Below are 24,730 nucleotides of genomic sequence, written 5' to 3'. Positions count from 1 at the left end.
ATCCTTTAAAATAAAAGAGTTGGAGGAAGCTATGAATGCAAATCAAATGATACAAATTATTCCGACTTTGAAGGTCAATAACCGAAAATTAAATGAAAAATTTTACATTGAAACTCTTGGGATGAAGCCCTTATTAGAAGAATCTGCTTTCCTTTCACTTGGTGACCAATCAGGTATTGAGAAGTTGATTCTCGAAGAGGCTCCCAGTATGCGAACTCGGCGAGTTGAAGGGCTTAAGAAACTAGCTAGACTCATTGTAAAAGTTAAGAATCCTTCTGAAATTGAGGATCTTCTTTCACAGATGAAGTCTCTTCCTCGCCTATTTAAAGGAAGCCGTGGTTATGCTTTTGAGATTGTTTCTCCTGAACAGGATGTGATTCTTGTTCATGCGGAAAATCATATTAAAGATTTGGTTCCACTGGAAACTGTTCCTGAATTTTCTTCAAGTACAGGTATAAAATACTTGAGTCAATTTGAGATTTCTATGGAGTTGCGTTTTCCTGAGGGGACGGAGAGTATACTCGATCCTGAAAAAGTTGGGACAGTTATCACCTTTACGGAAGGGCAAGGTCCAGATTTGACTGTTGAAAACAATGTTACCTGGGACTTGTCTATGCTAAAATTTTTAGTAAAGAATTTTGATTTAACCAGTCTTCGTCAGAAATTTGAAAAGACAGGCTATTTTGTTCCCAAGTCTGAAAAATTCTTCCTTGGTAAAGATACCAATAACATTGAATTGTGGTTTGAAGAAGCATGAAGTGGGAAAAAATTCAAAGAAAAATAGAAGATCAAATCGAGGCAGGGATTTATCCCGGGGCCTCTTTTGCGTATTATAAGGATGGTGAATGGAAAGAGTCTTATCTAGGATTGAGTGATCCTGAGAAAGGTTTGAAAACTGAGTCAGGGCTAGTCTATGACCTAGCCAGTGTGAGTAAGGTTGTGGGAGTTGGGACAATCTTCACCTTCTTGTGGCAGCAGGGCAAATTAGATATTGAGCGACCAGTGACGGATTTTTTAGCTGAGTGTGATTACCCAGATATTACTATACGGCAACTTCTGACCCATGCTACAGACTTAGATCCCTTTATTCCCAATCGGGATCTCTTGACAGCTACTGAATTAAAAGAAGCCATGTTTCACCTCAACAGACGAAGTCAGGCAGCCTTCCTCTATTCGGATGTTCACTTTTTACTCTTAGGCTTTCTTTTGGAAAAAATCTTTGACCAAGATTTGGATCAGATCATACAGAAGCAAGTTTTGGAACCATGGGAGATGAAGGAAACCATGTTTGGCCCCGTTGAGCGTGCTGTACCAACAATGAGAGGGGTGGAGGCCGGAATCATTCACGATCCCAAAGCTCGTCTTTTAGGAAAACATGCTGGAAGTGCTGGTTTATTTTCAACTGTTAAGGATTTGCAAATCTTTCTGGAGCATTACTTGAAAGATGATTTTGCTGAAAATTTGAGCCGAAATTACTCTCCCTTAGATGATAAGGAGCGTTCGCTAGCCTGGAATCTGGAGGGAGACTGGCTGGACCATACGGGCTATACAGGTACCTTCATCATGTGGAACCGAGAGAAACAGGAAGCCGCTATCCTTTTATCCAATCGAACGTATGAGAAGGATGAGCGTGCCCAGTGGATAATCGATCGAAACCAAGTCATGGATATGATTCGTAGGGAAAGGTAGGGAGAAGAATGTCAAAAACCGTAAAAGGAACGCTATTTACAGTAGTGGCAGGGATTTCTTGGGGCTTGTCTGGAACCAGTGGCCAATACCTGATGGCACACGGGATTTCTGCTCTAGTCTTGACCAATCTGCGACTTATCATTGCAGGATTGGCACTGGTATTCTTATCCTATGCAACTGCAAAGGATAAACTCCTATCTTTTTTAAAAGACAGAAAAAGTCTCTTATCTCTGCTGTTATTTGCCTTGTTTGGACTTTTCTTAAACCAGTTTGCCTATCTTTCTGCCATTCAGGAAACCAATGCTGGAACGGCGACAGTTCTCCAGTATGTATGCCCCGTTGGGATCTTGATTTATACTTGTATCACGGACAGGGTGGCACCAACTCTGGCTGAGATTGTTTCGATTGTTTTAGCAATTGGAGGAACTTTTCTTATCGCGACGCATGGGGAACTTGACCAGTTGTCTGTCACACCTGCTGGTCTTTTCTGGGGCCTCTTTTCAGCCTTGACCTATGCCCTATATATTATCCTTCCCATCGCTTTGATTAAGAAGTGGGGCAGTATTTTGGTGATTGGTGTAGGCATGGTTATTTCTGGTGTAGGGGCTATTCCCTTCACAGGAGTTTTGCAGGCCAGTATACCGACCAGCTTGGATTTTCTCTTTGCATTTGCTGGCATTATCATTATTGGCACAGTATTTGCCTACACAGCTTTTCTAAAGGGAGCTAGTTTGATAGGCCCTGTTAAGTCTAGTTTATTGGCTTCCATAGAGCCCATATCAGCTGTTTTCTTTGCTTTTCTGATTATGAAGGAGCAATTCTACGCGATTGATTTTGTCGGTATGGCTATGATTTTACTTGCGGTAACCATCATTTCTTTGAAAGATTTGTTGATAGCAAACAAACGGAAGGTTGCATGAGAAACTAGTTACTCGTAAAAAGTGGTTGGTTTGAATATCCTATCGAAATATTGATTACGGCTAAGGAATGAGAGTGGAATTTTATAAAATTTTAAGTTTCTTTTCTTACAATAAACCAATCTTTAACTGCTAGAAGGAGGAGATATGAAGATTTTACAAAGTATTCACCCAACTAAGCCCCTGCGCTACTTGAGATGGTTTGACATTCTGATTATTACAGTTCTGATGTTTGGCCTGTTTATCATTCGATCAACGGAGCTCTTTTTAGCAAGTACGTTTCCGACAGACTTGTCAAGTGCCGTGGACACGACAAGTTATACTGTCAGCGAAGGAGCAGCCTATTCCAGCAACTTCACCTTGCAAGTGATACTTCTGACCTTAGCCTTGCTTTACCTTTTGATTCGGAATTATGATTTCAAACAACTTCCTATTCGTTGGACCTGGTCCCTTCTCTTTTGGGTTCCATTTATATTTGCCATTGTGGGATTGTTTGGAGACTTGGTGACGACACTAACTGGTGAATACAATTACTTAAATCCAGCTCTTTTTGCCCACATAGATCCCATGGAAATTATACGGAAATTCCTAGCGCTTAGTCCGATGGCAATTGCCTATGCCTTGTTAAATGGCTTCTATGAAGAGTTTTTCTTTCTAGGGTTGTTGACCTCAGTGAAAGAAAAGCACAAGTGGCGGGTTTTGTTTTATTCTACCCTCATTCGGATTTCTTTTCACACTTATCAAGGATTGGTGTGGGCACTGGTTATTGGTGTAGTTTATGGTTTATTCTATTATTTTCTATACAAGTATAAGGTTAAAAATCTTTTGCCATTTTTCCTTATGCATGCTCTGGCAGATATGTTTGGTTCTAGCCTCATGTATCTCTTGATTGCATGGGGAAGGTAAGAATCAGAAAAATCCACTCAACTGAGTGGATTTTGTGTGTATAGATGACTAGTCTTTATTTTCGTATGGTAAGATCAGGTTTAAGATGATACCTGTCATAGCTGATAGGGCAGTACCTGAAAGGGTAACTGGTCCTACTTTGAGGATGGCTCCACCAAGCCCAAGAACCAACATAGCACTAGCAATGATGAGGTTACGCATTTGACTGAAATCAACGCGCTCCTTGATCAAGACTTTCAAACCGTTGCTGGCGATAACTCCGTAGAGAAGGATGGACATCCCACCAAGTACAGCACTTGGGATTGTTGAGATCAAGGCAGTAAATTTGCCAAGGAAGCTAAGTGCAATTGCGATAAAGGCTGCGTTACGGATAACTGAGACAGAAGCGATACGAGTCATCCCGATAACCCCTGTATTTTCACCGTAAGTCGTATTAGCTGGTCCACCGAGGAAGGCTGATACAGATGTCGCGATACCGTCACCGAGAAGCGTACGGTGAAGTCCTGGTTCTTTCAGAAATTGACGGCCACAGATTTGGCTCAAAACTGTGTGGTCTCCGATGTGTTCTGAAATGGTCACGATAGCAATAGGCAAGATGGCGATTGTTTCAGGACCGAAGTAGAGGTTATACTCTTTGAAGGCTCCGCCTGTACTAAATGGTAAGTAGAAACCAGGGATTTCAAACCAGTTAGCTTCTAGGACTGGAGTAAAGTCAACCAAGCCAAGTGTCACTGCGAAGATGTAACCACCGATAATGGCAAAGAGGAAAGGAATGATACGAAGGAAGCCTTTTCCTTTTGTATTGATAAAAGCAGCAATCAAGAAAGTTACGACAGCTACAAGTGCATTTTTCCAATTTCCATCTGCTACAAGTCCAGCGTTCGTAACAGCTGAATTTGCCAGTCCAAGACCAATAACAATAATCATGGGTCCGATAATGATTGGTGGTAAGAGTTTATCGATCCATTTTGTACCTGCAAAACGAACACTTGCAGCCACAAGGACATAAACCAAACCAGTCAGGATAACCCCTGTTTGAGCAGCAGAGACGTCACCACCCATCTCTTTCATAGCTAGAGACATGGCCGTGATAAAGGCGAAGGATGATCCGAGATAGACTGGAACTTTAAAGCCAGTTGATATCATGTAGATGAGTGTCCCAACACCTGATGCAAAAAGGGCAACAGATACAGGCATTCCCAAAATTAAGGGAACGAGAATGGTTGCACCAAACATGGCAAAAACGTGCTGGAAGCTGAGGAGAATGCCTTTACCAGCTGAAGGACGTTGGTCAACGTCTAGTAACAAATCAATAGTTGATTCTTGTTTCATATAAACCTCACTTTTGGGCATCAAAAAAGAGCCCATTATTTTACAGCAACAGGCTCTCAGAGTAAGACTTCTTTAAAAAGATTATTCCATTCTTAAAGAACTTCATATATTTCTGCGTCTTCGTCACCTCACGGGATGACATTAAAAACCTTTGCTTAAGATAGTATAGCAGAAAAAAATGATTTTGTAAATCATTTTTTCCCGAGCCTAGAAATGAGGGGAGGTATGATTTTGTAAATCATTTTTACTCAACTTTAAACAAGGGCGCGCTATTGATAGGATTAAAGCGGGCGTTTGTTAGGCATGCCAGCCTTACGTGGATATTTGTTTGGGGTTTCCTTTTTCTTTTCGACGACAGTGATATAGCGCGGATCTCCATTTGGCAGGGCATAGCTGAGGTTGTTCTCTACCTTGCTAAAGAGGAGGTTGAGGGCATTCTTGGCTTCTAATAACTCCTCAGGCGCATTGCTGGCCTTGAGTGCCAATAGTTTTCCGCCAACTTTAAGGTAGGGAATAGTCAATTCAGACAAAACCTGCATGCGGGCAACCGCACGAGCTGTTACAAAATCATATTGAGCACGGAAATTCTTGTCTTGAGCAAAGTCTTCAGCGCGTCCATGGTAGAAGTGAACACCATCCAAATCCAACTCCTGAGCCAAAAGCTGAAGGAAGTTGATTCGTTTATTTAGCGAATCAATGATGGTCACATCTAACTGAGGATAGAGGATTTTCATGGGTAGACTAGGAAAACCTGCCCCCGCTCCGATATCAAGAAGTTTGATAGTTCCATTTGAAATCAAACCTTGCAGTATGGGTGCAATCGAATCATAAAAATGTTTGAGATAAACTTCTTCTTTGTCTGTAATAGCGGTCAGGTTAATCTTTTCATTCCACTCGACCAAGAGTTCAAAATACTGTTCAAATTGGTTCTTTTGCTGGTCAGAAAGTGGGAGATTTTGCTCAGCTAGTAGGCTGTAAAATGTTTCTGGTTTCATAGTAGTTTCCTTCTCTAGTATCATCTTATTTTACCATATTCATTAAAAATTTGATATACTGGTAGTAATCTAAAAGCAGAAAGGAATAAGATTATGACTTGGATTATTCTTGGAGTTTTGGCTCTGATTGTTATTTTTGTGATTGTTAGCTATAACGGTTTGGTTAAAAATCGTATGCAAACCAAGGAGGCTTGGAGCCAGATCGATGTTCAGTTAAAGCGTCGTAATGATCTCCTCCCAAACTTGATTGAAACAGTCAAAGGCTATGCGAAATATGAAGGTTCTACCTTGGAAAAAGTAACAGAACTTCGTAGACAAGTAGCCGCAGCAACTTCACCGGCAGAAGCTATGAAGGCCAGTGATGCCCTTACCCGCCAGATTTCTGGTATCTTTGCAGTAGCAGAGAATTACCCAGACTTGAAAGCTAGTGCTAACTTTATCAAATTGCAAGAAGAGTTGACCAATACAGAAAATAAAATTTCTTACTCTCGCCAACTCTACAACAGTGTTGTCAGCAACTACAATGTAAAACTTGAAAGCTTCCCAAGTAACATCATCGCAGGACTATTTGGCTTTAAAGCTGCAGACTTCCTTCAAACACCTGAAGAGGAAAAGGCAGTTCCTAAAGTTGACTTTAGCGGTTTAGGTGACTAAGATGTTGTTTGATCAAATTGCGAGCAATAAACGAAAAACTTGGATTTTGTTGCTGGTTTTCTTCCTACTCTTGGCCTTGGTTGGTTATGCTGTTGGCTATCTCTTTATGCGCTCAGGTCTTGGTGGCATGATTATTGCCTTGATCATTGGTCTTATCTACGCTCTGACCATGATCTTTCAATCAACAGAGATTGTCATGTCTATGAATGGGGCGCGTGAGGTTGATGAGCAAACAGCTCCAGACCTCTACCATGTAGTAGAAGATATGGCCATGGTCGCTCAGATTCCCATGCCGCGTGTTTTCATCATTGAGGATTCTTCTTTAAATGCCTTTGCAACAGGTTCGAATCCGCAGAATGCGGCAGTTGCGGCCACTTCGGGTCTCCTAGCCATCATGAACCGTGAGGAGCTAGAAGCGGTCATGGGTCATGAAGTCAGTCACATTCGGAACTACGATATCCGCATTTCGACCATTGCTGTTGCACTTGCTGGTGCTATTACACTGCTATCTAGTATGGCTGGTCGGATGATGTGGTGGGGTGGCGCAGGCCGCAGACGGAGTGATAATGATCGCGATGGAAATGGTCTAGAGATTATCATGCTTGTCATCTCTCTCCTAGCAATTGTTTTGGCTCCCTTGGCAGCAACCTTGGTACAACTAGCCATTTCCCGTCAGAGGGAATTTCTGGCGGATGCATCTAGTGTGGAGCTGACCCGCAATCCTCAAGGGATGATCAATGCCTTGCGTAAATTGGACAATAGCGAGCCGATGCATCACCATGTTGACGATGCTAGCAGCGCTCTTTATATCAATGACCCTAAGAAAGGTGGCGGACTACAAAAACTCTTTTATACCCACCCACCTATCTCAGAGCGAATCGAACGCTTGAAACAAATGTAAAAAGAATCCAGAGACAGTTCTCTGGATTCTTGCTATGTTCAACATTTATAAATCTTGTAAATCGACGACTTCTAAACCATGTTCTGTTAAACGATAGAGACTCGTACAGACCTCTTTTAAGAAGCGTCTGTCATGCGAAACATTGATCAGACCGCCGGGATAAGAGGCAAAGAGTTTTCTGATTTCGGGTTGAGAAGTGGGAGAAAAGTTTCGTGTAGGCTCATCCAGAATGAGAAAGTTTGGTTTTCGCAGGACTAATTCCAAAAGAAGCAGTTTACCCTGTTGACCACCAGATAAGGAGCGGATTTGGTGGTGCATCTCTGGATAACTGAAATTGAGACTGGCTAAGTGAGATTGGATTTTCTGTAATTCCTCTTTTTCCCCAGTTTTGCTGAGATAGGCTACTGGAGATAGATCCAATTCCAGTTTTTTGTGGTAATCTTGTGGCATAAAACCAAGAGAAATTTCTCTTTTGTCGCTTAGGAGTTGTTGCAACTTGGCTAACAAAGTCGATTTTCCAACACCATTGGGCCCGATAATACCGATTTTATCTTGACCACGGACAGTTAGTTGCAACTCCTGGGCTAAAATGCGCTCGCCAATGGACAAATTTTCTTTTTCAAGTTGGACTAAGACTTTAGAAGCCGCTAATGGTTGGATGTCTGAAAAGAAAAGTTGGATTTGTTCCTCTTCAAGTGGTTTTTGGATCATGGACTGAGCTTCCTTTTCAAAGCGTTTTTCTTGAGAGAGAACTGTTTTCATCTTTTTAGCCAATAGGCGACCAGCAGTACTGTCTTTGGTAGCTCGAAGTGCAGTTTCTACATTTTGCTTAACTCGGCGATGTTTTTCTATAGTTTTGTCATAAGCTCTCTGGTCGTTAGCAGCTTGCTGGCTTTGTCTGGCAAAATTAGCCTTTCTCTGCTCACTATAGAGATCATAGTCTAAATGCTCTACTAGTGTTTCCGCTTCTTTCCGGTGCTTGACCAGGCGCAAGTGGACAATAGTATCTGCCGTTTGAGAAAGAAAGTCTTCATCATGGGAAATGAAAACAACAGTTTGCCTAATCTTTCGAATCTGCCTTTTTAGCCAATCAACCGTCTCAAGGTCTAGGTCATTTGAAGGTTCATCTAAAAATAGAATCTCAAAAGGTTTTGCTAACTCGTGGATGAGCTGAATTTTCAAAGCTTCGCCCCCTGATAGACTGCCAATCTCTTGGTCGCTAGCAAAACGGTCGCTATCAAAGTGTAATTCCTCCGCCAAACGATAGAGGAGACCGTAGCCTAGATTAGCTGAATCTAAAAAGAAGTAGTCGTGTAGAGATCTTTCTTTCAGGTCCTCGGATAACTTTTGAGGAATGTAGGCTAGTGACTGAAGGTCAGACTGGATGTCGCCCTTGATAGTAAAATCAGGTAATGCTTCCCCCATTAAAGCTCGTAGTAAAGTCGATTTACCATTTCCTTCTTCACCAATAATAGCAACCTTTTCCCCGTCTCGGATAGTCATGGTTAGGTCAGATACAAGATCTCGTAGATCTTTGTTTTGAGTGATGGTTAGATGATTGATTTTTATCATATTGTTGCCCTTTCTAGAATGTCCATAGTGCATAACAAAAAGCTCTACTTTATCTAGTAGAGCCCAAAGTCACTGTCAAAAACACCATTATCCATGTCAAAAATCTTGTCAACCTAGGTCCGTCTAACTCTATCCAAGCCAAGAGGAGCAGATGGTTAGCTTTCTAGTTTTTTGATTTTCAAAGAGGATAAAGTACTAGAAAATCTAGTACCAAAAGAGCATGCAAAAAGAGACAAAAACAAGATCTACTAAATAAAGTTCTTTATTTGATAGACTTAGTTGTTCATGTCTCCCTTACCTCCGAGTATTAGTACCTCTATCCTATACCTTTCAGGAAATTTTGTCAATAGAAAATCCAAAATTCTAAACTCTAAAATCCAAAAACAGGTCCATAGAGAGTTAGTACGTGTTTGACATGCTCATAATGGAACTTGTCATAGTTGCGCCAAGCGTTGCGTGCTTGGTCGTTTAGTTTTAGACTGCCCAGTCCAATCAGAAGACTGGTACGTTGGTAAAATTTCTCGAGGTCGATTAAGATACTGTTGTCCAACTTTTCCGCTTTTTTAAGTTCCTGGAGAGTGCTGTTTAGCAGCTCTTGCAGTCGAATATCATCGGCTGTACCTTGTTTGCAGCTTTGGTAGCTTTTATTTAACTCGGAAAGGAGTTGGTAAGCTTCAGCGATGAGTGCTTTGTCTTCCATATGAGCATCCTCCTTGCTCTGGTGTATTCTTGCCTATAGTATAGCACTAATAGGAAAGTTTGTCATAGTAAATATATTAAAAAATAAGGTTTTAATATCAAAGTTTGGAAAGCTGACTTATAGCCTTTTCATGGTATAATCAAGTGAGTACATCTTTATGGAGGAAATATGAAGTTAAATATTCAAGAAATTCGTAAGCAGCCTGAAGGCCTACACTTTGAACAAGCTTTAGACCTGGCAGCAGACTTGCGTAAACGGAATCAAGAGATTTTAGATGTCAAAGATATCCTTACGGTAGGGAAGGTCCAATACGAAGACCGTATGTATTTCTTAGATTATCAACTATCTTACACCATTGTCCTTGCTTCCAGTCGCAGTATGGAGCCAGTTGAGTTGGCAGAGTCTTATCCAGTGACAGAGGTTTTCATGGAAGGCGCAACCAACCAACTAGATCAGGAAGTTTTAGATGATGACTTGGTCCTGCCTATCGAAAATGGGGAAATCGACCTTGCTGAGAGTGTGTCAGATAATATCTTGCTAAACATTCCAATCAAAGTCTTGACAGCTGAAGAAGAAGCTGGTCAAGGATTTGTTTCAGGTAATGACTGGCAAATCATGACGGAGGAGGAGTACCAAGCTCAACAAGCAGTCAAGAAAGAAGAAAACAGTCCATTTGCTGGCTTGCAAGGACTATTTGACGGAGACGAATAATGGTCTTGTCAAAAAAACGAGCACGAAAAGTGCTAGAAGAAATCATAGCTCTCTTCCCAGACGCCAAACCCAGCCTTGATTTTACCAATCATTTTGAACTACTGGTTGCGGTGATGTTGTCAGCTCAGACAACAGATGCTGCAGTCAACAAGGCTACGCCAGCTCTCTTTGCAGCCTTTCCAACGCCTCAAGCCATGTCTGTCGCGACTGAAAGTGAAATTGCCTCACACATTTCCCGCCTAGGACTTTATCGAAATAAGGCCAAGTTTCTAAAAAAATGTGCCCAACAGTTACTAGACGATTTTGACGGTCAAGTGCCTCAGACACGAGAGGAATTAGAAAGTCTAGCTGGTGTTGGTCGTAAAACAGCTAATGTAGTACTGAGTGTGGGCTTTGGAATTCCAGCCTTTGCAGTGGATACTCATGTTGAGCGTATCTGCAAACATCATGATATTGTTAAAAAATCGGCCACACCCCTCGAAGTAGAAAAACGTGTCATGGACATTCTGCCACCAGAGAAATGGTTGGCAGCCCATCAAGCCATGATTTACTTTGGACGGGCTATCTGTCACCCAAAGAACCCAGAATGCGATCACTATCCACAATTATATGATTTTAGTTCGTTATAAGATGAAAATTTTATGTTTTTTTCTTGCATTGATCCTTTCTTTGTGATATAGTAATAACAATAAAATATTCCTTTAAACCTGTCCCGTGAGGCAGGCAAGGAGTCGGATCAATAGATAGCAGAAGTCTATACTCTTTACAGTAGAGCTGGCTTGGCTATACATTCTGAAGTCTCCTTGTTAAGGAGACTTTTCTTTTTGGAGGTTTGTCATGAGGACAAAAGAAGTTGTAGACGAATTGACCGTCAAACGAGCGATTACTCGGATTACCTACGAGATTATTGAGCGAAACAAAGATTTGAATAAAATCGTTTTGGCTGGTATTAAAACGCGAGGTGTCTTTATCGCTCGCCGTATCCAAGAACGTTTGGAACAGTTAGAATCTCTTTCAGTTCCAGTGGTAGAACTGGATACCAAGCCTTTCCGTGACGATGTCAAAAGTGGAGAAGATACCTCTGTAATCTCTGTTGATGTGACAGATCGGGAAGTCATCTTGGTGGACGATGTACTCTACACTGGTCGGACTATCCGAGCTGCTATTGACAATATTGTTAGCCATGGTCGCCCTGCTCGTGTGAGTTTGGCAGTCTTGGTTGATCGTGGCCACAGAGAACTTCCAATCCGTCCGGACTATGTTGGAAAAAACATCCCAACCAGTCGTTCTGAAGAAATTATCGTAGAGATGACAGAACTAGATGGACAAGACAGAGTACTAATCACAGAACAAGCCTAAAACACTAAAAGGAGTAAAAAAATGTCAGAAAATCAACAAGCTTTGCAACATGTCGTTTCAATGGAAGACCTTACTGTAGAACAAGTAATGAAATTGATTAAACGAGGAATCGAATTTAAAAACGGAGCGAGTACTTCTTATGAGGAACAGCATATTGTTTCCAACCTTTTCTTTGAAAGTTCAACTCGTACCCACAAATCCTTTGAGGTAGCAGAACTGAAACTTGGACTTGATCTTTTGGATTTCGATGTGAAGACCAGTTCAGTGAATAAGGGTGAAACACTCTATGACACAATCTTGACGCTTTCCGCACTAGGAGTGGATGCTTGTGTCATTCGTCACCCAGAGGTGGACTACTACAGAGAATTGATTGCTAGCCCGACCATCACAACTTCGATTATCAATGGTGGGGACGGTTCAGGGCAACACCCTAGCCAAAGTTTGCTTGACTTGATGACAATTTATGAAGAATTTGGACATTTTGAAGGTCTTAAGGTGGCTATCGCTGGCGATCTAAACCACTCACGGGTAGCTAAGTCTAATATGCAAATCCTTAAACGCTTGGGAGCGGAGCTTTACTTTGCAGGTCCTGAGGAATGGAGAAGTGAGGAGTTTGAACATTACGGTCGCTTTGTATCAATTGATGAGGTGATTGATCAAGTAGATGTTATGATGTTTCTTCGTGTGCAGCATGAACGTCATGAAATTGTGACAGGATTTTCAAAAGAAAACTACCATATCCAGCATGGTTTGACACAAGAACGCTATGACCGCCTGAAAGAAAAAGCAATCCTTATGCACCCAGCTCCAGTCAATCGTGATGTGGAAATCGCTGATCACTTGGTAGAAGCACCGAAATCACGTATTGTTCAGCAAATGACCAACGGTGTCTTTGTCAGAATGGCAATTTTAGAATCCGTGCTGGCCTACAGAAAAGCAAAATAAGGCACAAAGCGTTAAAAGATGTCTGAGAGCATCAACGAGAGGTGAGTAGATGAAAAAACGACTTCTAGTATTAGAAGATGGTACAGTATTTGAAGGCAAGTCCTTCGGAGCAGATATTGATGTAACAGGGGAAATCGTCTTTAACACAGGGATGACTGGTTACCAAGAATCCATTACAGACCAGTCTTATAATGGACAAATCTTAACCTTTACCTACCCTTTGGTGGGAAATTATGGAATTAACCGTGACGACTACGAGTCAATCACTCCTACATGTAAGGGAGTAGTAGTTTTTGAAGAAGCGCGTAGAGCTAGCAACTGGCGCAATCAAATGACCTTGGATGAATTCTTGAAAGTTAAGAAAATTCCTGGTATCTCAGGAATTGATACCCGTGCTCTTACAAAAATTATCCGTAAGCATGGTACTATGCGTGCAACCCTTACGCATGTTGGTGATACCATGGACCATATCATAGACCAGCTCCAAGCGACAGTTCTACCGACAGATAATATCAAGCAAGTCTCTACTAAGACAGCTTATCCTGCTCCTGGAGTTGGATTGAGTGTCGTATTGGTAGACTTTGGTCTCAAACACTCCATCTTACGCGAACTATCTAAGCGTAACTGTAACGTGACCGTTGTTCCATACACAACAACAGCAGAAGAAATTCTCCATCTCCATCCTGACGGGGTCATGTTGTCAAACGGTCCAGGAAATCCAGAAGATGTTCCTCAGGCACTCGATATGATTCGTGGTGTGCAAGGGAAAATTCCAATCTTTGGTATCTGTATGGGGCACCAACTTTTTGCTATGGCAAATGGAGCCAAGACCTACAAGATGAAGTTTGGTCACCGTGGATTTAACCACGCGGTGCGTGAAATTGCAACAGGTCGAGTAGACTTTACTAGCCAGAACCATGGTTATGCGGTTAGCCGTGAGGATTTGCCAGAGCATTTGATTATTACCCATGAAGAAATCAATGACAAGTCAGTTGAAGGTGTGCGTCACAGATACCAACCAGGTTTCTCTGTGCAATTCCACCCAGATGCAGCTCCAGGACCGCACGATGCAAGCTATCTCTTTGATGAATTTATCGAAATGATGGAGTCGTTTAAATCTGCTAATCGCTGATATAGGAAACTCTGTCAGAGGCTTGTCGAATAAAAAGGCAAGTCCTTTCTTTTAGTTGATCAATGAGATGCTGAAAATTTTTACACTCGATTTATTATTGAAAAATCATCGGAGAATTTATTTAATGGCAACCTGAGAGTTGCCGAATAGAAAGGAGAAGGGGGTGGTCCGTATTTGCTGAACTGAATACGGGCTACGGACGGTGCTAAAAAGATAGTTATTCCTAGAACTGAGGGTTCTTCGTCATAACTCCTATTTTAGCTTTGTCCGCTTGACGCCCTTAATATCTTATAAATGCCTAAACGTACTGATATTCAAAAAATTATGGTGATTGGTTCTGGTCCGATTATTATTGGTCAGGCTGCTGAGTTTGACTACGCGGGGACCCAGGCCTGCTTGTCGTTGAAAGAGGAAGGTTATGAAGTTGTCTTGGTGAACTCAAACCCTGCCACTATCATGACGGATAAGGAGATTGCGGACAAGGTTTATATTGAACCAATCACACTTGAATTTGTGACACGTATTCTCCGTAAGGAACGTCCTGATGCTTTGCTGCCTACTCTCGGTGGTCAGACGGGTCTCAACATGGCCATGGAATTGTCTAAAAATGGCATTCTAGATGAGCTTGGAGTAGAGCTTCTAGGTACTAAATTGTCTGCCATTGACCAAGCGGAGGACCGTGACCTCTTTAAACAATTGATGGAAGAGCTTGAGCAACCAATTCCAGAATCTGAAATTGTCAACACAGTTGAGGAAGCTGTTGCTTTTGCAGCATCAATCGGCTACCCAGTGATTGTCCGTCCAGCCTTTACCCTTGGTGGTACTGGTGGTGGTATGTGTGCCAATGAGGAAGAATTGCGCGAAATCGCTGAAAATGGGTTGAAATTGTCACCTGTTACCCAGTGTTTGATTGAGCGTTCGATTGCAGGCTTCAAGGAAATCGAATACGAAGTGATGCGTGACTCGGCTGACAATGCCCTTGTTGTTTGTAACATGGAAAACTTTGACCCAGTTGGGATTCACACAGGGGATTCCATCGTATTCGCCCCTGCGCAAACCATGTCTGACTATGAAAACCAAATGCTACGTGACGCGAGCTTGAGCATTATTCGCGCCCTCAAGATTGAAGGTGGGTGTAACGTTCAGCTGGCCCTTGATCCCCACAGCTTCAAGTACTATGTCATCGAAGTAAACCCTCGTGTATCGCGTTCGTCAGCCCTTGCTTCTAAGGCGACAGGTTACCCAATTGCCAAATTGGCTGCTAAGATTGCCGTCGGTTTGACCTTGGATGAGGTTATTAACCCAGTCACGGGTTCAACCTATGCCATGTTTGAACCAGCCCTTGACTACGTGGTTGCCAAGATTCCACGTTTCCCATTTGACAAGTTTGAAAAAGGTGAGCGCCGTCTTGGGACACAGATGAAGGCCACTGGAGAAGTCATGGCTATCGGTCGAAACATCGAAGAATCTCTCCTTAAGGCCTGTCGCTCCCTTGAAATTGGGGTGCACCACAATGAAATGCCTGAACTTGCAGCAGTTTCTGATGATGCCTTGATTGAAAAAGTTGTTAAAGCCCAAGATGACCGTCTCTTCTACGTATCAGAAGCCATTCGCCGTGGCTATACTCCAGAAGAAATTGCTGAATTGACTAAGATTGATATCTTCTATCTGGATAAACTCTTGCACATCTTTGAAATTGAGCAGGAATTGGGTGCCCATCCACAAGATTTAGAAATCTTGAAAACAGCCAAACTCAATGGTTTCTCAGACCGTAAGATTGCTGAACTCTGGAAAACGACAGCTGACCAAGTTCGCCAACTTCGCTTGGAAAACAAGATTGTCCCAGTTTACAAGATGGTCGATACCTGTGCGGCAGAGTTCGACTCTGAAACACCATACTTCTATTCAACCTATGGTTGGGAAAATGAGTCTATCAAGTCTGATAAGGAATCCGTTCTAGTTCTAGGTTCAGGTCCAATCCGTATCGGGCAAGGGGTTGAGTTTGACTATGCGACTGTTCACTCGGTTAAGGCTATCCAGGCAGCTGGCCATGAAGCTATTATCATGAACTCAAACCCAGAGACAGTTTCAACGGACTTCTCGGTATCTGACAAGCTCTACTTTGAACCGTTGACTTTTGAAGATGTCATGAATGTCATTGACCTTGAGCAACCAAAAGGGGTTATCGTTCAGTTCGGTGGTCAAACAGCTATCAACCTTGCAGAGCCATTGGCAAAAGCAGGTGTGACCATTCTGGGAACGCAAGTCGGTGACTTGGATCGCGCGGAAGACCGCGATCTCTTTGAGCAAGCTCTTAAAGACTTGGATATTCCACAGCCACCTGGCCAAACAGCCACCAATGAAGAAGAAGCTGTGCTTGCAGCTCGCAAGATTGGTTTCCCAGTCCTCGTTCGCCCTTCATATGTCTTGGGTGGACGTGCCATGGAAATCGTTGAAAACGAAGAAGACCTTCGTTCTTACATGCGTACGGCTGTTAAGGCAAGCCCAGATCATCCAGTCCTTGTTGATTCTTACATCGTTGGGCAAGAGTGTGAAGTCGATGCCATTTCAGATGGAGAAAATGTTCTCATCCCTGGTATCATGGAACATATCGAACGTGCTGGTGTCCACTCAGGTGACTCAATGGCCGTTTACCCACCACAAACCTTGTCGCAAAAGGTTCAGGAAACCATCGCAGACTACACGAAACGCCTAGCAATTGGCCTTAACTGTCTTGGTATGATGAACATCCAGTTTGTTATCAAAGATGAAAAAGTCTATGTCATTGAGGTGAACCCACGTGCCAGCCGTACGGTGCCATTCCTTTCTAAGGTAACTAATATTCCTATGGCTCAAGTAGCGACTAAGCTCATTCTTGGGCAAAGTCTTGAAGAACTTGGTTACCAAGATGGACTTTATCCTGAAAGCACTCGCGTTCATATCAAGGCGCCTGTCTTCTCCTTTACGAAACTAGCTAAGGTAGATAGCTTGCTCGGTCCTGAAATGAAGTCAACAGGTGAAGTCATGGGTTCTGATACTACTCTTGAAAAAGCTCTCTATAAGGCCTTTGAAGCTTCTTACTTACACTTGCCAACTTTTGGTAACGTTGTATTTACCATCGCTGATGATGCCAAAGAAGAAGCCTTGGACTTGGCTCATCGTTTCCAAAATATTGGTTACGGTATCCTCGCGACAGAAGGAACAGCAGCCTTCTTTGCTAGTCATGGACTGCATGCCCAGCCTGTTGGTAAGATTGGCGATGATGAGAAGGATATACCAAGCTTTGTCCGCAAAGGGAAAATTCAAGCGATCATCAATACTGTCGGAACCAAGCGAACTGCTGACGAAGATGGTGAGCAAATCCGCCGTTCGGCCATTGAACACGGTGTACCACTCTTTACAGCTCTAGATACGGCAGATGCCATGCTCAAAGTACTAGAAAGTCGTAGTTTTGTCACAGAAGCTATTTAATCAAGAAAAAAGAATCTGAGAACTATTTTGTCTCAGGTTCTTTTATAATTATTTGATACCGTATTGTTAAACCAAGACGGTAGCAAAAAGGTGCCAAAAATTAAGGTTTCGGAGCTTATAAAATTAAGAAAGTTGTCTCAAGTATTTGGGCTTTTTTTTATTGCCTTTTTGTAGCAAAGTGACATAGTCGCTTTTTGTGTGGAATAGGTGAGATAAAAAAACAGTGTTTCGTTTTTGGTCGATGAAGTAAAGCAAAACATATTGGTCAATAATTTTTCCTCGTGTGGGATACTTGCTGTTAATCTTTACTCCGATTTTCTCATTATCATCAAAACCTGCTTCAGGAAAGATTTCTAAACTTTTTAAGCTGTCTAAAATTTTAGCCACAGTATTTTTGGCAGATTGAGGAGATAGAAGTACCGTAGCTATATAGTCGTGTATATTGTCGATAGCTTGCTCGACCTCTTTTGAAGCAATCACTTTATAAACCATAGCGTACCCTCATATCGTCTAGGGAAGTCCCTTCTCCTGCTTCGTATTCTCTCAAGGCACGTTCAGATTGGGCTTGTAATTCTTCAATCAACTGTTCTCTATGTAGATCTTCGGCCGTCTTAATAGGCAAATCTTGCTCCAGGACTATTTGCTCCACAAATAAAGAAATAGCATCTGTCATGGTCATCCCCTTTTCCTTGATAATGGCTCTAGCTTGCTCCATAGTGGCTTCATTCAGTTTAAAATTGTATTGTTTCGATAAATTTATAGCCATGATATATCTCCAATATATACGTTATAAATTGATTATATACTAGATATAGATTTTAATCAAGAAAAAAAGGCTTCAACCCTGTTTTGGTTAAAGCCGTTAAGGAATTTATAGCTGATGTGAAACAAGGTCTTATTCCTTTCCTGATTAACAAATCAGGAAAGGAAGACTCTCCTTATCATTATGTCTGGGAGGCATGGGTAGAGAGTCCTTTATATCAGGACTATATCAATAGTATACTGAAGCGCATTATCAGGAAACATGGCTTGAAGAAGATAACTCCTCATGGTTTCAGACATACTCATGCTACCTTGACGATTAAAACGGGTGTTGATCCTGTAAATGCAGCCAAAAGGTTAGGGCATGCAAGTAGTCAGATGACCTTGGATATCTATAGCCATTCTACGGTAGCAGGAGAGAAGAAAGCTATCACAAAATTTGTAGATTATCTGGATAGTGCAAAAGGTTAGTTTTCCAAGACGGTACCAAAAACGGTATTAAAAACAAAAAAGCCAATTCCAATTTCTTGGAAAAGGCTTTGTATCAACGTTTTTAAGCAATAAATGCGGTTGATTATTTGAGACCGTATTTTTTGTTGAAACGATCCACGCGTCCATCTGCTTGAGTGAACTTTTGACGTCCAGTGTAGAATGGGTGTGAGTCTGATGAAATTTCCACACGGATCAATGGGTAAGTTTCGCCTTCGAACTCAACAGTTTCGTTAGAGCGTTTTGTTGAACCGCTAAGGAATTTGTAACCAGTAGTTGTGTCCATGAAGACAACTGGGCGATATTCTGGATGGATATCTTTTTTCATTTTGCAATATTTCCTTTCTGCCATGGTCTCTTTGCGAGCCATAGATTGTTACCCTACTAGTCTATCAGATTATGAAAAGTTTGGCAAGTATTTTATCAGTTTTTAAGCAAGTTTTTTAGTTTTTGGTAGATGATTTCGTTTTCTTCTAGACTATAGGAATTGGCGCCACTGGCTAATGGGTGTCCTCCTCCGTCGTGTTGTTTGGCAATGTCATTGATAGGGGTGATTTTACTGCGCATACGAACGCGGAAGTGGCCATCATTTTGTTCAACAAAGATAGCCCAAGCCTTAACAGTATCAATTCGACCAGGTGCACCGACAATCGCTGCGGTTTCAGCGTCGGTAACATTGTACTGTTTCAAGATTTCTTGACTGAGAAGAACGCGAGCAGCTCCATTTTCATCAACTTCTAAGTGATCATAGACATAGCCTTGAAGTTTTGCAATCTTGAAGCTCATGGTATCCATTTGACGAGACAATCCAGCAAAGTCAAAATCAACTTCTCGGAGCTGGGCAGCTATTCTAAAGGTACGAGCACTAGTTGACGGGTAGAGAAAACGCCCAGTGTCCCCGACAATTCCTGCATAGAGAAGTCGTGCCGCTTCACTAGACAAAGCCAGCTGATTTTCTTGAGCAAATAGAGTAATCATTTCACTAGCACTGCTTGAACTTGTATCCACCCAAGATAGGTCACCATAAACATCATCATTTGGATGGTGATCGATTTTGATGGTAAAATCAGCTTGTTCATAGCGTTTATCATCGATACGCGGACGATTCGCTGTATCACAAATAATAGCAAGAGCACCTTGGTAGTCACTATCTTGGACAGTATCCATTTCTGCCATCCAAGTCAAAGTCGGTTCATTATAACCAACAGCTTTGATGGTCTTTTCTGGAAAATGGTGATTGAGCAAGGCTTTCAAGCCTACCTGACTTCCCAAGGCATCAGGGTCTGGTTTCATATGACGATGAATGATAATAGTATCGTATTCTTTGATTTTCTCTAAAATTTGCTGGCAAATTTCCATAAGTAACCTCAATTCTTTCTCATTTCATTGTAGCACAAGAATTTTTATTTTTAAAATGAAAAAGATATGATATAATGGAGGGAGATAAATTGAGGAGGACGATATGGCATTAGCAAAAATTGTATTTGCCAGTATGACCGGTAATACCGAAGAAATTGCAGATATTGTAGCAGATAAATTGCGTGATTTGGGCTTGGATGTCGATGTTGATGAATGTACGACTGTTGACGCTTCAGACTTCTTGGAAGCGGACATCGCTATCGTTGCGACTTACACTTACGGAGATGGAGAATTGCCAGATGAGATGATGGACTTCTATGAAGACCTAGCAGACCTCAACTTGAATGGTAAAATCTACGGAGTGGTCGGTTCAGGTGACACCTTCTACGACGAATTTTGTAAGGCTGTTGATGACTTTGATCGCGTTTTTGTAGCGACAGGAGCAGAAAAAGGTTCAGAGTGTGTTAAAGTTGATCTTTCTGCCGAAGAAGAAGACATCGAACGTTTGGAACAATTCGCAGAAGAATTGGCTGCAAAAGTAGGATAAGAATCAAACTGCGCTGACTGGAAGGAGTCGGTGCGTTTTTTATTAGCTATTTTGGGATTTTACTAGCCTATTTGGTGGCTTTTTGATACAATAATTCAAATAAAGGAGGAGACACTATGGATTTAGATAGTATTCGGCAAGAAATTGATCAAATTGACGATCAAATCGTCAAGCTCCTGGAAGAAAGAATGCATTTAGTTGAAGGGGTTGTCGCTTATAAAAAAGCATCTGGTAAACCAATCTTAGATTCTAAGAGAGAAGAAGTTATTTTTGAAAAAGTCAAAAATCGAGTAGAAGATAAGCGCTATCAGGAGACCATTGTTGCGACTTTTTCAGACATTCTCAAACGTTCGCGTGATTATCAGGATCAAAACATCAAATGAAAAAAGAACAATTTTATCCGCTAGGGATTTTTCTGGCTGCTATGTTGGGAGGTCTTGTCCGCTATCTGGTTTCCACTTGGTTACCAGCTAGTCCAGACTTTCCTTGGGGTACCCTCCTTGTCAACTATCTGGGTATTTTCTACCTGGTCTATCTGGTAAAAGGCTATCTGGCCTATAAGGGAACCAGCAAGGGCTTGGTTTTGGCGCTTGGGACAGGATTTTGTGGTGGCCTGACAACCTTTTCTAGTCTAATGCTTGATGCCGTGAAATTGCTCGATACCGGGCGTTATCTTAGCTTAATTAGCTATCTGCTTTTGAGTATTGGAGGAGGTCTGCTATTGGCTTATATTCTAGGGAGGAAGAAATGGTAATCATCTATCTTGCAATCGCCTGTGGCTTTGGAGCCCTAGTGCGCTATTTCTTTTCCCGATACAATCAATCCTCGAAATTGCCCCTAGGAACTCTCATAGCCAATCTTCTCGGTTGTTTTTTGATTGGCTTGCTCTACAACCATGTGGAGTCCAAGGAAGTCTATGCTATCCTAGCGACAGGTTTCTGTGGTGGGTTGACGACCTTTTCAACCTTGAATGATGAGCTGCAAAGACTACTTAGTGACAAGAAGGTATTTTATAGCTATTTAGTCTTAACCTACATAGGTGGTTTTCTAGCGATTTTTTTAGGAATTCTGCTATGTAAGTGTCTAGTGTTTTGAGGTAAATAGAAAATATTGAGTTAACGGAAAATTCCGTTAGCTCTTTTTTGTATTTTGGGAGAAAAAATGTCAGATAATATTGAAATTGTAATGGATATGTCTAGGTAGGAAGGAGTAAAGCGTGGAAACTGGAATTTGTAGACGATGTTCTTGCAACTGGGTTACACCTTGCATTAATGAAAAGTATGGTCCTTGTTGGTGGGTAGATAAAAACAGAACGCTGTGTAGCCACTGTTTTTATGGATTTAATGATGAATCTTGTCAGACAAAAGTTTATTACAGACCAGGGTATGATTGGCTTGAGAGAGATTGGGAATTTGCTTGGGAGATACTGACAAATTCAAAAAGTCATTGGGTATATGATATGGAACATGATGTGTTGTGTGTGGTTGGTTTAGGAGATCATATTGGAGCCGTTAGATTTATTGTAAGGAACTTTTATGGACTTAATCGCATTTATCGTGAGGAGATTCCTAAATGGCAAGAAATTATTGGGAATAATATGATTTTTTATAATGCAAAGGTCAATGATTCAAAACATTACGCTAGTTCTTTGCCTAGAAAGTATAAACATGTGGATTGATATGGATAATAAAATTATTGAGAAGATACAAAATCTTTTAGAGTTAGCTTACGATGCACCAAACGATGAAGAGGGGCAGACTGCCCTTCTGATGGCTCAAAGACTTATGGTGAAGCATAATCTTTCTATGAATGATTTAACGAATAGTAAAACTCAAAAAGATATTGGTGAAACAATAGGAACATGGGAATACAGACTTCCATGGTGGCAAGAAAAGTTGGCAGGTATTTTAGGTGAAAATTTTAGATGTAAAACGATAAGAAGACGACTTCCTGAAGACGGCATCACACAGATAATTTTCTTTGGATATCAATCTGATGCTGAATTTTGTAGCAAGGTTTACGAAGGTGCGCTCTTATACCTTAAATATCGGCTGAAACGACTTTTCCCTACAGTCTCAAGAGCAAGATGGAAAGACTATAAGAAATCGTACTTACTAGGTTTCTTAAACGGAATAGATCAACGTTTTCAGGACCAGGCTCAATCATCAGAAGAATTTGGTTTGATGGTAAAAATCCCAGCAGAAGTTTTGGAAGAACAACATCGTCGCATGGGAAGTTTAAATAATAGAACCATTAATGTTAAAGTTGACGTTGATTATGAGGCCTATATTGCTGGTTTTGAAAACGCAAAAGAGACTAGCTTGCTATCAGAAGAATTACTACAAGTATGAATATAAAGTGGCTTACTTAAAGAAAGGATCACATATGAAGCAACACCAAACAAACGTCTCAAGTTTGACTAGAGACGTAATGATTTTAGACTTGATGAAGACGATGGGATGGACTAGAAAGCGTGCTATGGCGGCTATTGAAGAATTAGAAAAGTCCCACCTTGTCTATTTTCCTGATGCTGGTGGTTTGAGGTTACAAGTTGTAGGAGGATTTTAATGGCGGATATCACGATTGATCAACTATCAACACAAACTTTTTATCAAATTCCAGAAATCTTTTTCACTCGTATTCAACATAATGAGAACGGCTACATCAAATTGACTAGTTCCTATACTGGTCTTTCATCTGATGCCAAGTTAGCATATGGCGCTCTCTATAATCGTTGTAAATTAAGTATCAGTTCTTTTCAGAAGGGAAATAGAGATTACGTTGATGAGAACGGAGCAGTCTTTCTAATTTTTACAGTATCTGATTTGATGTTGTTACTGGATAAGGGAAAGATGAAGGTTACCAAGATTAAGAAAGAACTGCAAGAACATGGTCTCTTACGAGAAGTTAGGCAGGGCCTCAATAAACCCAACAGACTTTATCTTCAGCTAGTAGATGCTAATTTAGAAATAGTGGAGCACTATTCAATCGATGGTGAGTTGTTAAAGAGGATAGATGCTTTTGGTAAAGTTCTCTATGAAAAAGAGTGTGATATAGAAAAAACACCAAAACCCCTCGGTAATAGCGGAAGTCCACAAAACGGACGTCCACAAAATGGACTTCAAAACGTCCATAAAACGGACGGAATAAATACAGAGAGGAGTCAGACAGAGTCCTCATACGATACTAATCGATACGAGGGCGAGTCATCTTTATCTGGTTTATCAATTTCTGAAGCATTTAAAATGGGGCAACATGGTTTTCTTTCTCCTCAACTAGTTCAGAAACTCAGTATGTTTGGAAAAGATGCAAAAATTCTTGAAAATAAAATCTATCAATCGAAACGTCAAGTTGAGAAGAATTACAACAACCTCTTAGCCGGTCAGGAAATTTATGGAGAGGTTTGGCTGCAAGATCTTGAACGTGAGCTTGATAAATTGATTTTCAAAATTAAAACAGGAGAGGCTGAAGGAAAATCAATCCAGAATGTCCCAGCCTACTTCTACAAAATGATGATTCGCTTCTGGAAAATGGCTCTACTTATCGAAAAAGAACAGGGATTTATGGAGCTATCAGGACAAAGTGAGCACGCTAGAAAATTCCCTGATGAGTGCCCTGGTCTGATTGCATACTATTATCCAGATAAATTGTCGGAGACGAAACTCAATAGCTATTTATCAGAATTGTCTAAGGGAGTTGAAACATGTTAAAAGATGAATTTAGACCAATTGATGGTAAAGTGCTAACGGTAGGTCGTAGCCCGAAGGAGAAAATCTACATGGTTCCTAAAGCTGTTTTTGATTTACCGAAAAAAGAAAGAGCTGAGAAACTCAGCCAAATTTTCTCATCATGACAACAGAAAGAGGATTGATTTTATGGGATTGTTTAATCATCAAGAGAGAATTAACAGAGGACAAGCTATGAAAGCTACACCTTCCCAACCAGTTCAAGAGATTGAAATGATTGTAGAGTATTTTGATAAAACGGTAGACAGTATTTCCGTCACTTCCAACTTAGAGGAACTAGAAAAATTGGTATCAAGTTCATTTGGAACAGGAGCGAGTATGAATTTTCCATCAGCGACTCCACCGTTTTCTATCAATCCTAGATGGGTGAAGAAGATAACCTATCAGACAAAATAAGGATAGGAGATTACCATGCTAGTAGATTGTCCAATGTGTGATACAGAGTTCGATTCTGCTGAGGAGTGCGGATTCTGTCCGTGTTGTGGAGAAGATTACGATTCTTTAGTAGGTGAAGACTGGAATTAAGATAGCTCCATATTTCTA

At 41.3% G+C, this 24,730-nt stretch carries 30 protein-coding genes and 1 pseudogene; 23 read left to right on the top strand and 8 right to left on the bottom strand.

The window, feature by feature from the left end:
* Nucleotides 1-31: 31 nt before the first annotated feature.
* From GOM47_RS06600 to GOM47_RS06585, 4 genes are all read left to right on the top strand, one after another.
* Nucleotides 32-757 (top strand): CppA family protein, encoded by a 726-nt coding sequence (locus tag GOM47_RS06600; protein WP_235080257.1) that lies wholly within the window; start codon nucleotides 32-34, stop codon nucleotides 755-757.
* Nucleotides 754-1,689, top strand: a complete 936-nt coding sequence (locus GOM47_RS06595) for a serine hydrolase domain-containing protein (RefSeq protein WP_235080256.1) — start codon at nucleotides 754-756, stop codon at nucleotides 1,687-1,689. The genes GOM47_RS06600 and GOM47_RS06595 overlap by 4 nt, the downstream gene beginning before the upstream one ends.
* An 8-nt stretch (nucleotides 1,690-1,697) precedes the next feature.
* Nucleotides 1,698-2,609 (top strand): DMT family transporter, encoded by a 912-nt coding sequence (locus GOM47_RS06590; protein ID WP_235080255.1) that lies wholly within the window; start codon nucleotides 1,698-1,700, stop codon nucleotides 2,607-2,609.
* Between the two features lie 144 nt (nucleotides 2,610-2,753).
* Nucleotides 2,754-3,512, top strand: coding sequence for a CPBP family intramembrane glutamic endopeptidase (locus GOM47_RS06585; protein WP_235080254.1), 759 nt, complete (start codon nucleotides 2,754-2,756; stop codon nucleotides 3,510-3,512).
* 48 nt (nucleotides 3,513-3,560) lie between these two features.
* On the opposite strand, the gene GOM47_RS06580 is transcribed toward GOM47_RS06585, so the two are convergent.
* Entirely contained in the window at nucleotides 3,561-4,844 is a 1,284-nt protein-coding gene (locus GOM47_RS06580) for a uracil-xanthine permease family protein (protein WP_165941791.1), read from the bottom strand.
* Between the two features lie 281 nt (nucleotides 4,845-5,125).
* Nucleotides 5,126-5,839 carry a 16S rRNA (guanine(527)-N(7))-methyltransferase RsmG gene (gene rsmG / locus GOM47_RS06575; RefSeq protein ID WP_235080253.1) on the bottom strand — a complete coding sequence of 238 codons (714 nt, stop codon included), beginning with the start codon at nucleotides 5,837-5,839 and terminating at the stop codon, nucleotides 5,126-5,128.
* Nucleotides 5,840-5,932: 93 nt separating this feature from the next.
* Here rsmG and GOM47_RS06570 point away from each other — a divergent pair, with 93 nt between their 5' ends.
* Both GOM47_RS06570 and htpX read left to right on the top strand, forming a co-directional pair.
* Nucleotides 5,933-6,493, top strand: coding sequence for a LemA family protein (locus GOM47_RS06570; protein WP_000219838.1), 561 nt, complete (start codon nucleotides 5,933-5,935; stop codon nucleotides 6,491-6,493).
* Between the two features lies 1 nt (nucleotide 6,494).
* Nucleotides 6,495-7,394 carry a zinc metalloprotease HtpX gene (htpX, locus tag GOM47_RS06565; protein ID WP_235080252.1) on the top strand — a complete coding sequence of 300 codons (900 nt, stop codon included), beginning with the start codon at nucleotides 6,495-6,497 and terminating at the stop codon, nucleotides 7,392-7,394.
* A 45-nt stretch (nucleotides 7,395-7,439) separates the two neighbouring features.
* Here htpX and GOM47_RS06560 read toward each other — a convergent pair whose 3' ends face one another.
* Both GOM47_RS06560 and GOM47_RS06555 read right to left on the bottom strand, forming a co-directional pair.
* Entirely contained in the window at nucleotides 7,440-8,999 is a 1,560-nt protein-coding gene (locus tag GOM47_RS06560) for an ATP-binding cassette domain-containing protein (protein WP_235080251.1), read from the bottom strand.
* A gap of 337 nt (nucleotides 9,000-9,336) precedes the next feature.
* On the bottom strand, nucleotides 9,337-9,666 hold the full coding sequence (locus tag GOM47_RS06555; protein WP_061597799.1) for a hypothetical protein: 330 nt from the start codon (nucleotides 9,664-9,666) through the stop codon (nucleotides 9,337-9,339).
* A gap of 168 nt (nucleotides 9,667-9,834) precedes the next feature.
* Here GOM47_RS06555 and GOM47_RS06550 point away from each other — a divergent pair, with 168 nt between their 5' ends.
* The 6 genes from GOM47_RS06550 (at nucleotide 9,835) to carB (ending at nucleotide 17,284) form a co-directional block, all read left to right on the top strand.
* Entirely contained in the window at nucleotides 9,835-10,377 is a 543-nt protein-coding gene (locus GOM47_RS06550) for a YceD family protein (RefSeq protein WP_235080250.1), read from the top strand.
* Entirely contained in the window at nucleotides 10,377-11,006 is a 630-nt protein-coding gene (gene nth / locus GOM47_RS06545) for an endonuclease III (protein ID WP_235080249.1), read from the top strand. The genes GOM47_RS06550 and nth overlap by 1 nt, the downstream gene beginning before the upstream one ends.
* Nucleotides 11,007-11,214: 208 nt before the next feature.
* Nucleotides 11,215-11,736, top strand: coding sequence for a bifunctional pyr operon transcriptional regulator/uracil phosphoribosyltransferase PyrR (pyrR, locus tag GOM47_RS06540; RefSeq protein ID WP_001259298.1), 522 nt, complete (start codon nucleotides 11,215-11,217; stop codon nucleotides 11,734-11,736).
* A 21-nt stretch (nucleotides 11,737-11,757) separates the two neighbouring features.
* Nucleotides 11,758-12,681 (top strand): aspartate carbamoyltransferase catalytic subunit, encoded by a 924-nt coding sequence (locus GOM47_RS06535; protein ID WP_235080248.1) that lies wholly within the window; start codon nucleotides 11,758-11,760, stop codon nucleotides 12,679-12,681.
* 49 nt (nucleotides 12,682-12,730) lie between these two features.
* Nucleotides 12,731-13,813 carry a carbamoyl phosphate synthase small subunit gene (locus GOM47_RS06530; protein WP_235080247.1) on the top strand — a complete coding sequence of 361 codons (1,083 nt, stop codon included), beginning with the start codon at nucleotides 12,731-12,733 and terminating at the stop codon, nucleotides 13,811-13,813.
* 294 nt (nucleotides 13,814-14,107) lie between these two features.
* Nucleotides 14,108-17,284 (top strand): carbamoyl-phosphate synthase large subunit, encoded by a 3,177-nt coding sequence (gene carB / locus GOM47_RS06525; RefSeq protein WP_235080246.1) that lies wholly within the window; start codon nucleotides 14,108-14,110, stop codon nucleotides 17,282-17,284.
* Nucleotides 17,285-17,407: 123 nt separating this feature from the next.
* On the opposite strand, the gene GOM47_RS06520 is transcribed toward carB, so the two are convergent.
* Complete coding sequence (locus tag GOM47_RS06520; protein ID WP_235080245.1) at nucleotides 17,408-17,776, bottom strand: type II toxin-antitoxin system RelE/ParE family toxin; 369 nt, start codon at nucleotides 17,774-17,776, stop codon at nucleotides 17,408-17,410.
* Entirely contained in the window at nucleotides 17,766-18,050 is a 285-nt protein-coding gene (locus tag GOM47_RS06515) for a type II toxin-antitoxin system RelB/DinJ family antitoxin (protein ID WP_235080244.1), read from the bottom strand. The genes GOM47_RS06520 and GOM47_RS06515 overlap by 11 nt, the downstream gene beginning before the upstream one ends.
* 158 nt (nucleotides 18,051-18,208) lie before the next feature.
* On the opposite strand from GOM47_RS06515, the pseudogene GOM47_RS06510 reads away from it, so the two are divergent.
* Nucleotides 18,209-18,517: pseudogene (locus GOM47_RS06510) on the top strand (tyrosine-type recombinase/integrase); the annotation flags it as partial.
* 103 nt (nucleotides 18,518-18,620) lie between these two features.
* Here the strand turns inward: GOM47_RS06510 and GOM47_RS06505 are convergent.
* Together GOM47_RS06505 and GOM47_RS06500 are read right to left on the bottom strand one after the other, a co-directional pair.
* Nucleotides 18,621-18,863 (bottom strand): type B 50S ribosomal protein L31, encoded by a 243-nt coding sequence (locus GOM47_RS06505; protein WP_000710762.1) that lies wholly within the window; start codon nucleotides 18,861-18,863, stop codon nucleotides 18,621-18,623.
* Nucleotides 18,864-18,958: 95 nt separating this feature from the next.
* Nucleotides 18,959-19,894, bottom strand: coding sequence for a DHH family phosphoesterase (locus tag GOM47_RS06500; RefSeq protein WP_235080243.1), 936 nt, complete (start codon nucleotides 19,892-19,894; stop codon nucleotides 18,959-18,961).
* 103 nt (nucleotides 19,895-19,997) lie between these two features.
* Here GOM47_RS06500 and GOM47_RS06495 point away from each other — a divergent pair, with 103 nt between their 5' ends.
* The 10 genes from GOM47_RS06495 (at nucleotide 19,998) to GOM47_RS06450 (ending at nucleotide 24,583) form a co-directional block, all read left to right on the top strand.
* Complete coding sequence (locus GOM47_RS06495; protein WP_001162125.1) at nucleotides 19,998-20,441, top strand: flavodoxin; 444 nt, start codon at nucleotides 19,998-20,000, stop codon at nucleotides 20,439-20,441.
* 116 nt (nucleotides 20,442-20,557) lie between these two features.
* A complete protein-coding gene (locus GOM47_RS06490) occupies nucleotides 20,558-20,824 on the top strand; it encodes a chorismate mutase (protein ID WP_235080242.1) in 267 nt (88 codons plus the stop codon).
* The gene (gene crcB, locus GOM47_RS06485; protein WP_125838294.1) at nucleotides 20,821-21,195 is read left to right on the top strand and encodes a fluoride efflux transporter CrcB; all 375 of its coding nucleotides are present in this window, start codon (nucleotides 20,821-20,823) and stop codon (nucleotides 21,193-21,195) included. Before GOM47_RS06490 ends, crcB (GOM47_RS06485) begins: the two co-directional genes overlap by 4 nt.
* Nucleotides 21,189-21,536 (top strand): fluoride efflux transporter CrcB, encoded by a 348-nt coding sequence (gene crcB / locus GOM47_RS06480; protein ID WP_125838292.1) that lies wholly within the window; start codon nucleotides 21,189-21,191, stop codon nucleotides 21,534-21,536. Before crcB (GOM47_RS06485) ends, crcB (GOM47_RS06480) begins: the two co-directional genes overlap by 7 nt.
* Before the next feature lie 121 nt (nucleotides 21,537-21,657).
* Entirely contained in the window at nucleotides 21,658-22,119 is a 462-nt protein-coding gene (locus GOM47_RS06475; RefSeq protein WP_235080241.1) for a hypothetical protein, read from the top strand.
* 1 nt (nucleotide 22,120) lies between these two features.
* The gene (locus tag GOM47_RS06470; RefSeq protein ID WP_061419181.1) at nucleotides 22,121-22,792 is read left to right on the top strand and encodes a DUF2786 domain-containing protein; all 672 of its coding nucleotides are present in this window, start codon (nucleotides 22,121-22,123) and stop codon (nucleotides 22,790-22,792) included.
* A 34-nt stretch (nucleotides 22,793-22,826) separates the two neighbouring features.
* Nucleotides 22,827-23,009 (top strand): hypothetical protein, encoded by a 183-nt coding sequence (locus GOM47_RS06465; protein WP_235080240.1) that lies wholly within the window; start codon nucleotides 22,827-22,829, stop codon nucleotides 23,007-23,009.
* Nucleotides 23,009-24,151 (top strand): replication initiator protein A, encoded by a 1,143-nt coding sequence (locus GOM47_RS06460; RefSeq protein WP_235080239.1) that lies wholly within the window; start codon nucleotides 23,009-23,011, stop codon nucleotides 24,149-24,151. The genes GOM47_RS06465 and GOM47_RS06460 overlap by 1 nt, the downstream gene beginning before the upstream one ends.
* A complete protein-coding gene (locus tag GOM47_RS06455) occupies nucleotides 24,145-24,294 on the top strand; it encodes a hypothetical protein (RefSeq protein ID WP_235080238.1) in 150 nt (49 codons plus the stop codon). Before GOM47_RS06460 ends, GOM47_RS06455 begins: the two co-directional genes overlap by 7 nt.
* A gap of 22 nt (nucleotides 24,295-24,316) precedes the next feature.
* Entirely contained in the window at nucleotides 24,317-24,583 is a 267-nt protein-coding gene (locus GOM47_RS06450; RefSeq protein ID WP_235080237.1) for a thiopurine S-methyltransferase, read from the top strand.
* The last annotated feature ends 147 nt before the right edge of the window (nucleotides 24,584-24,730 follow it).

Source organism: Streptococcus oralis, assembly GCF_021497945.1.
Lineage (GTDB): Bacteria > Bacillota > Bacilli > Lactobacillales > Streptococcaceae > Streptococcus > Streptococcus oralis_BR.
Note: the sequence above shows the minus strand (reverse complement) of the source record. Positions and strands in the feature narration are given on the sequence as shown.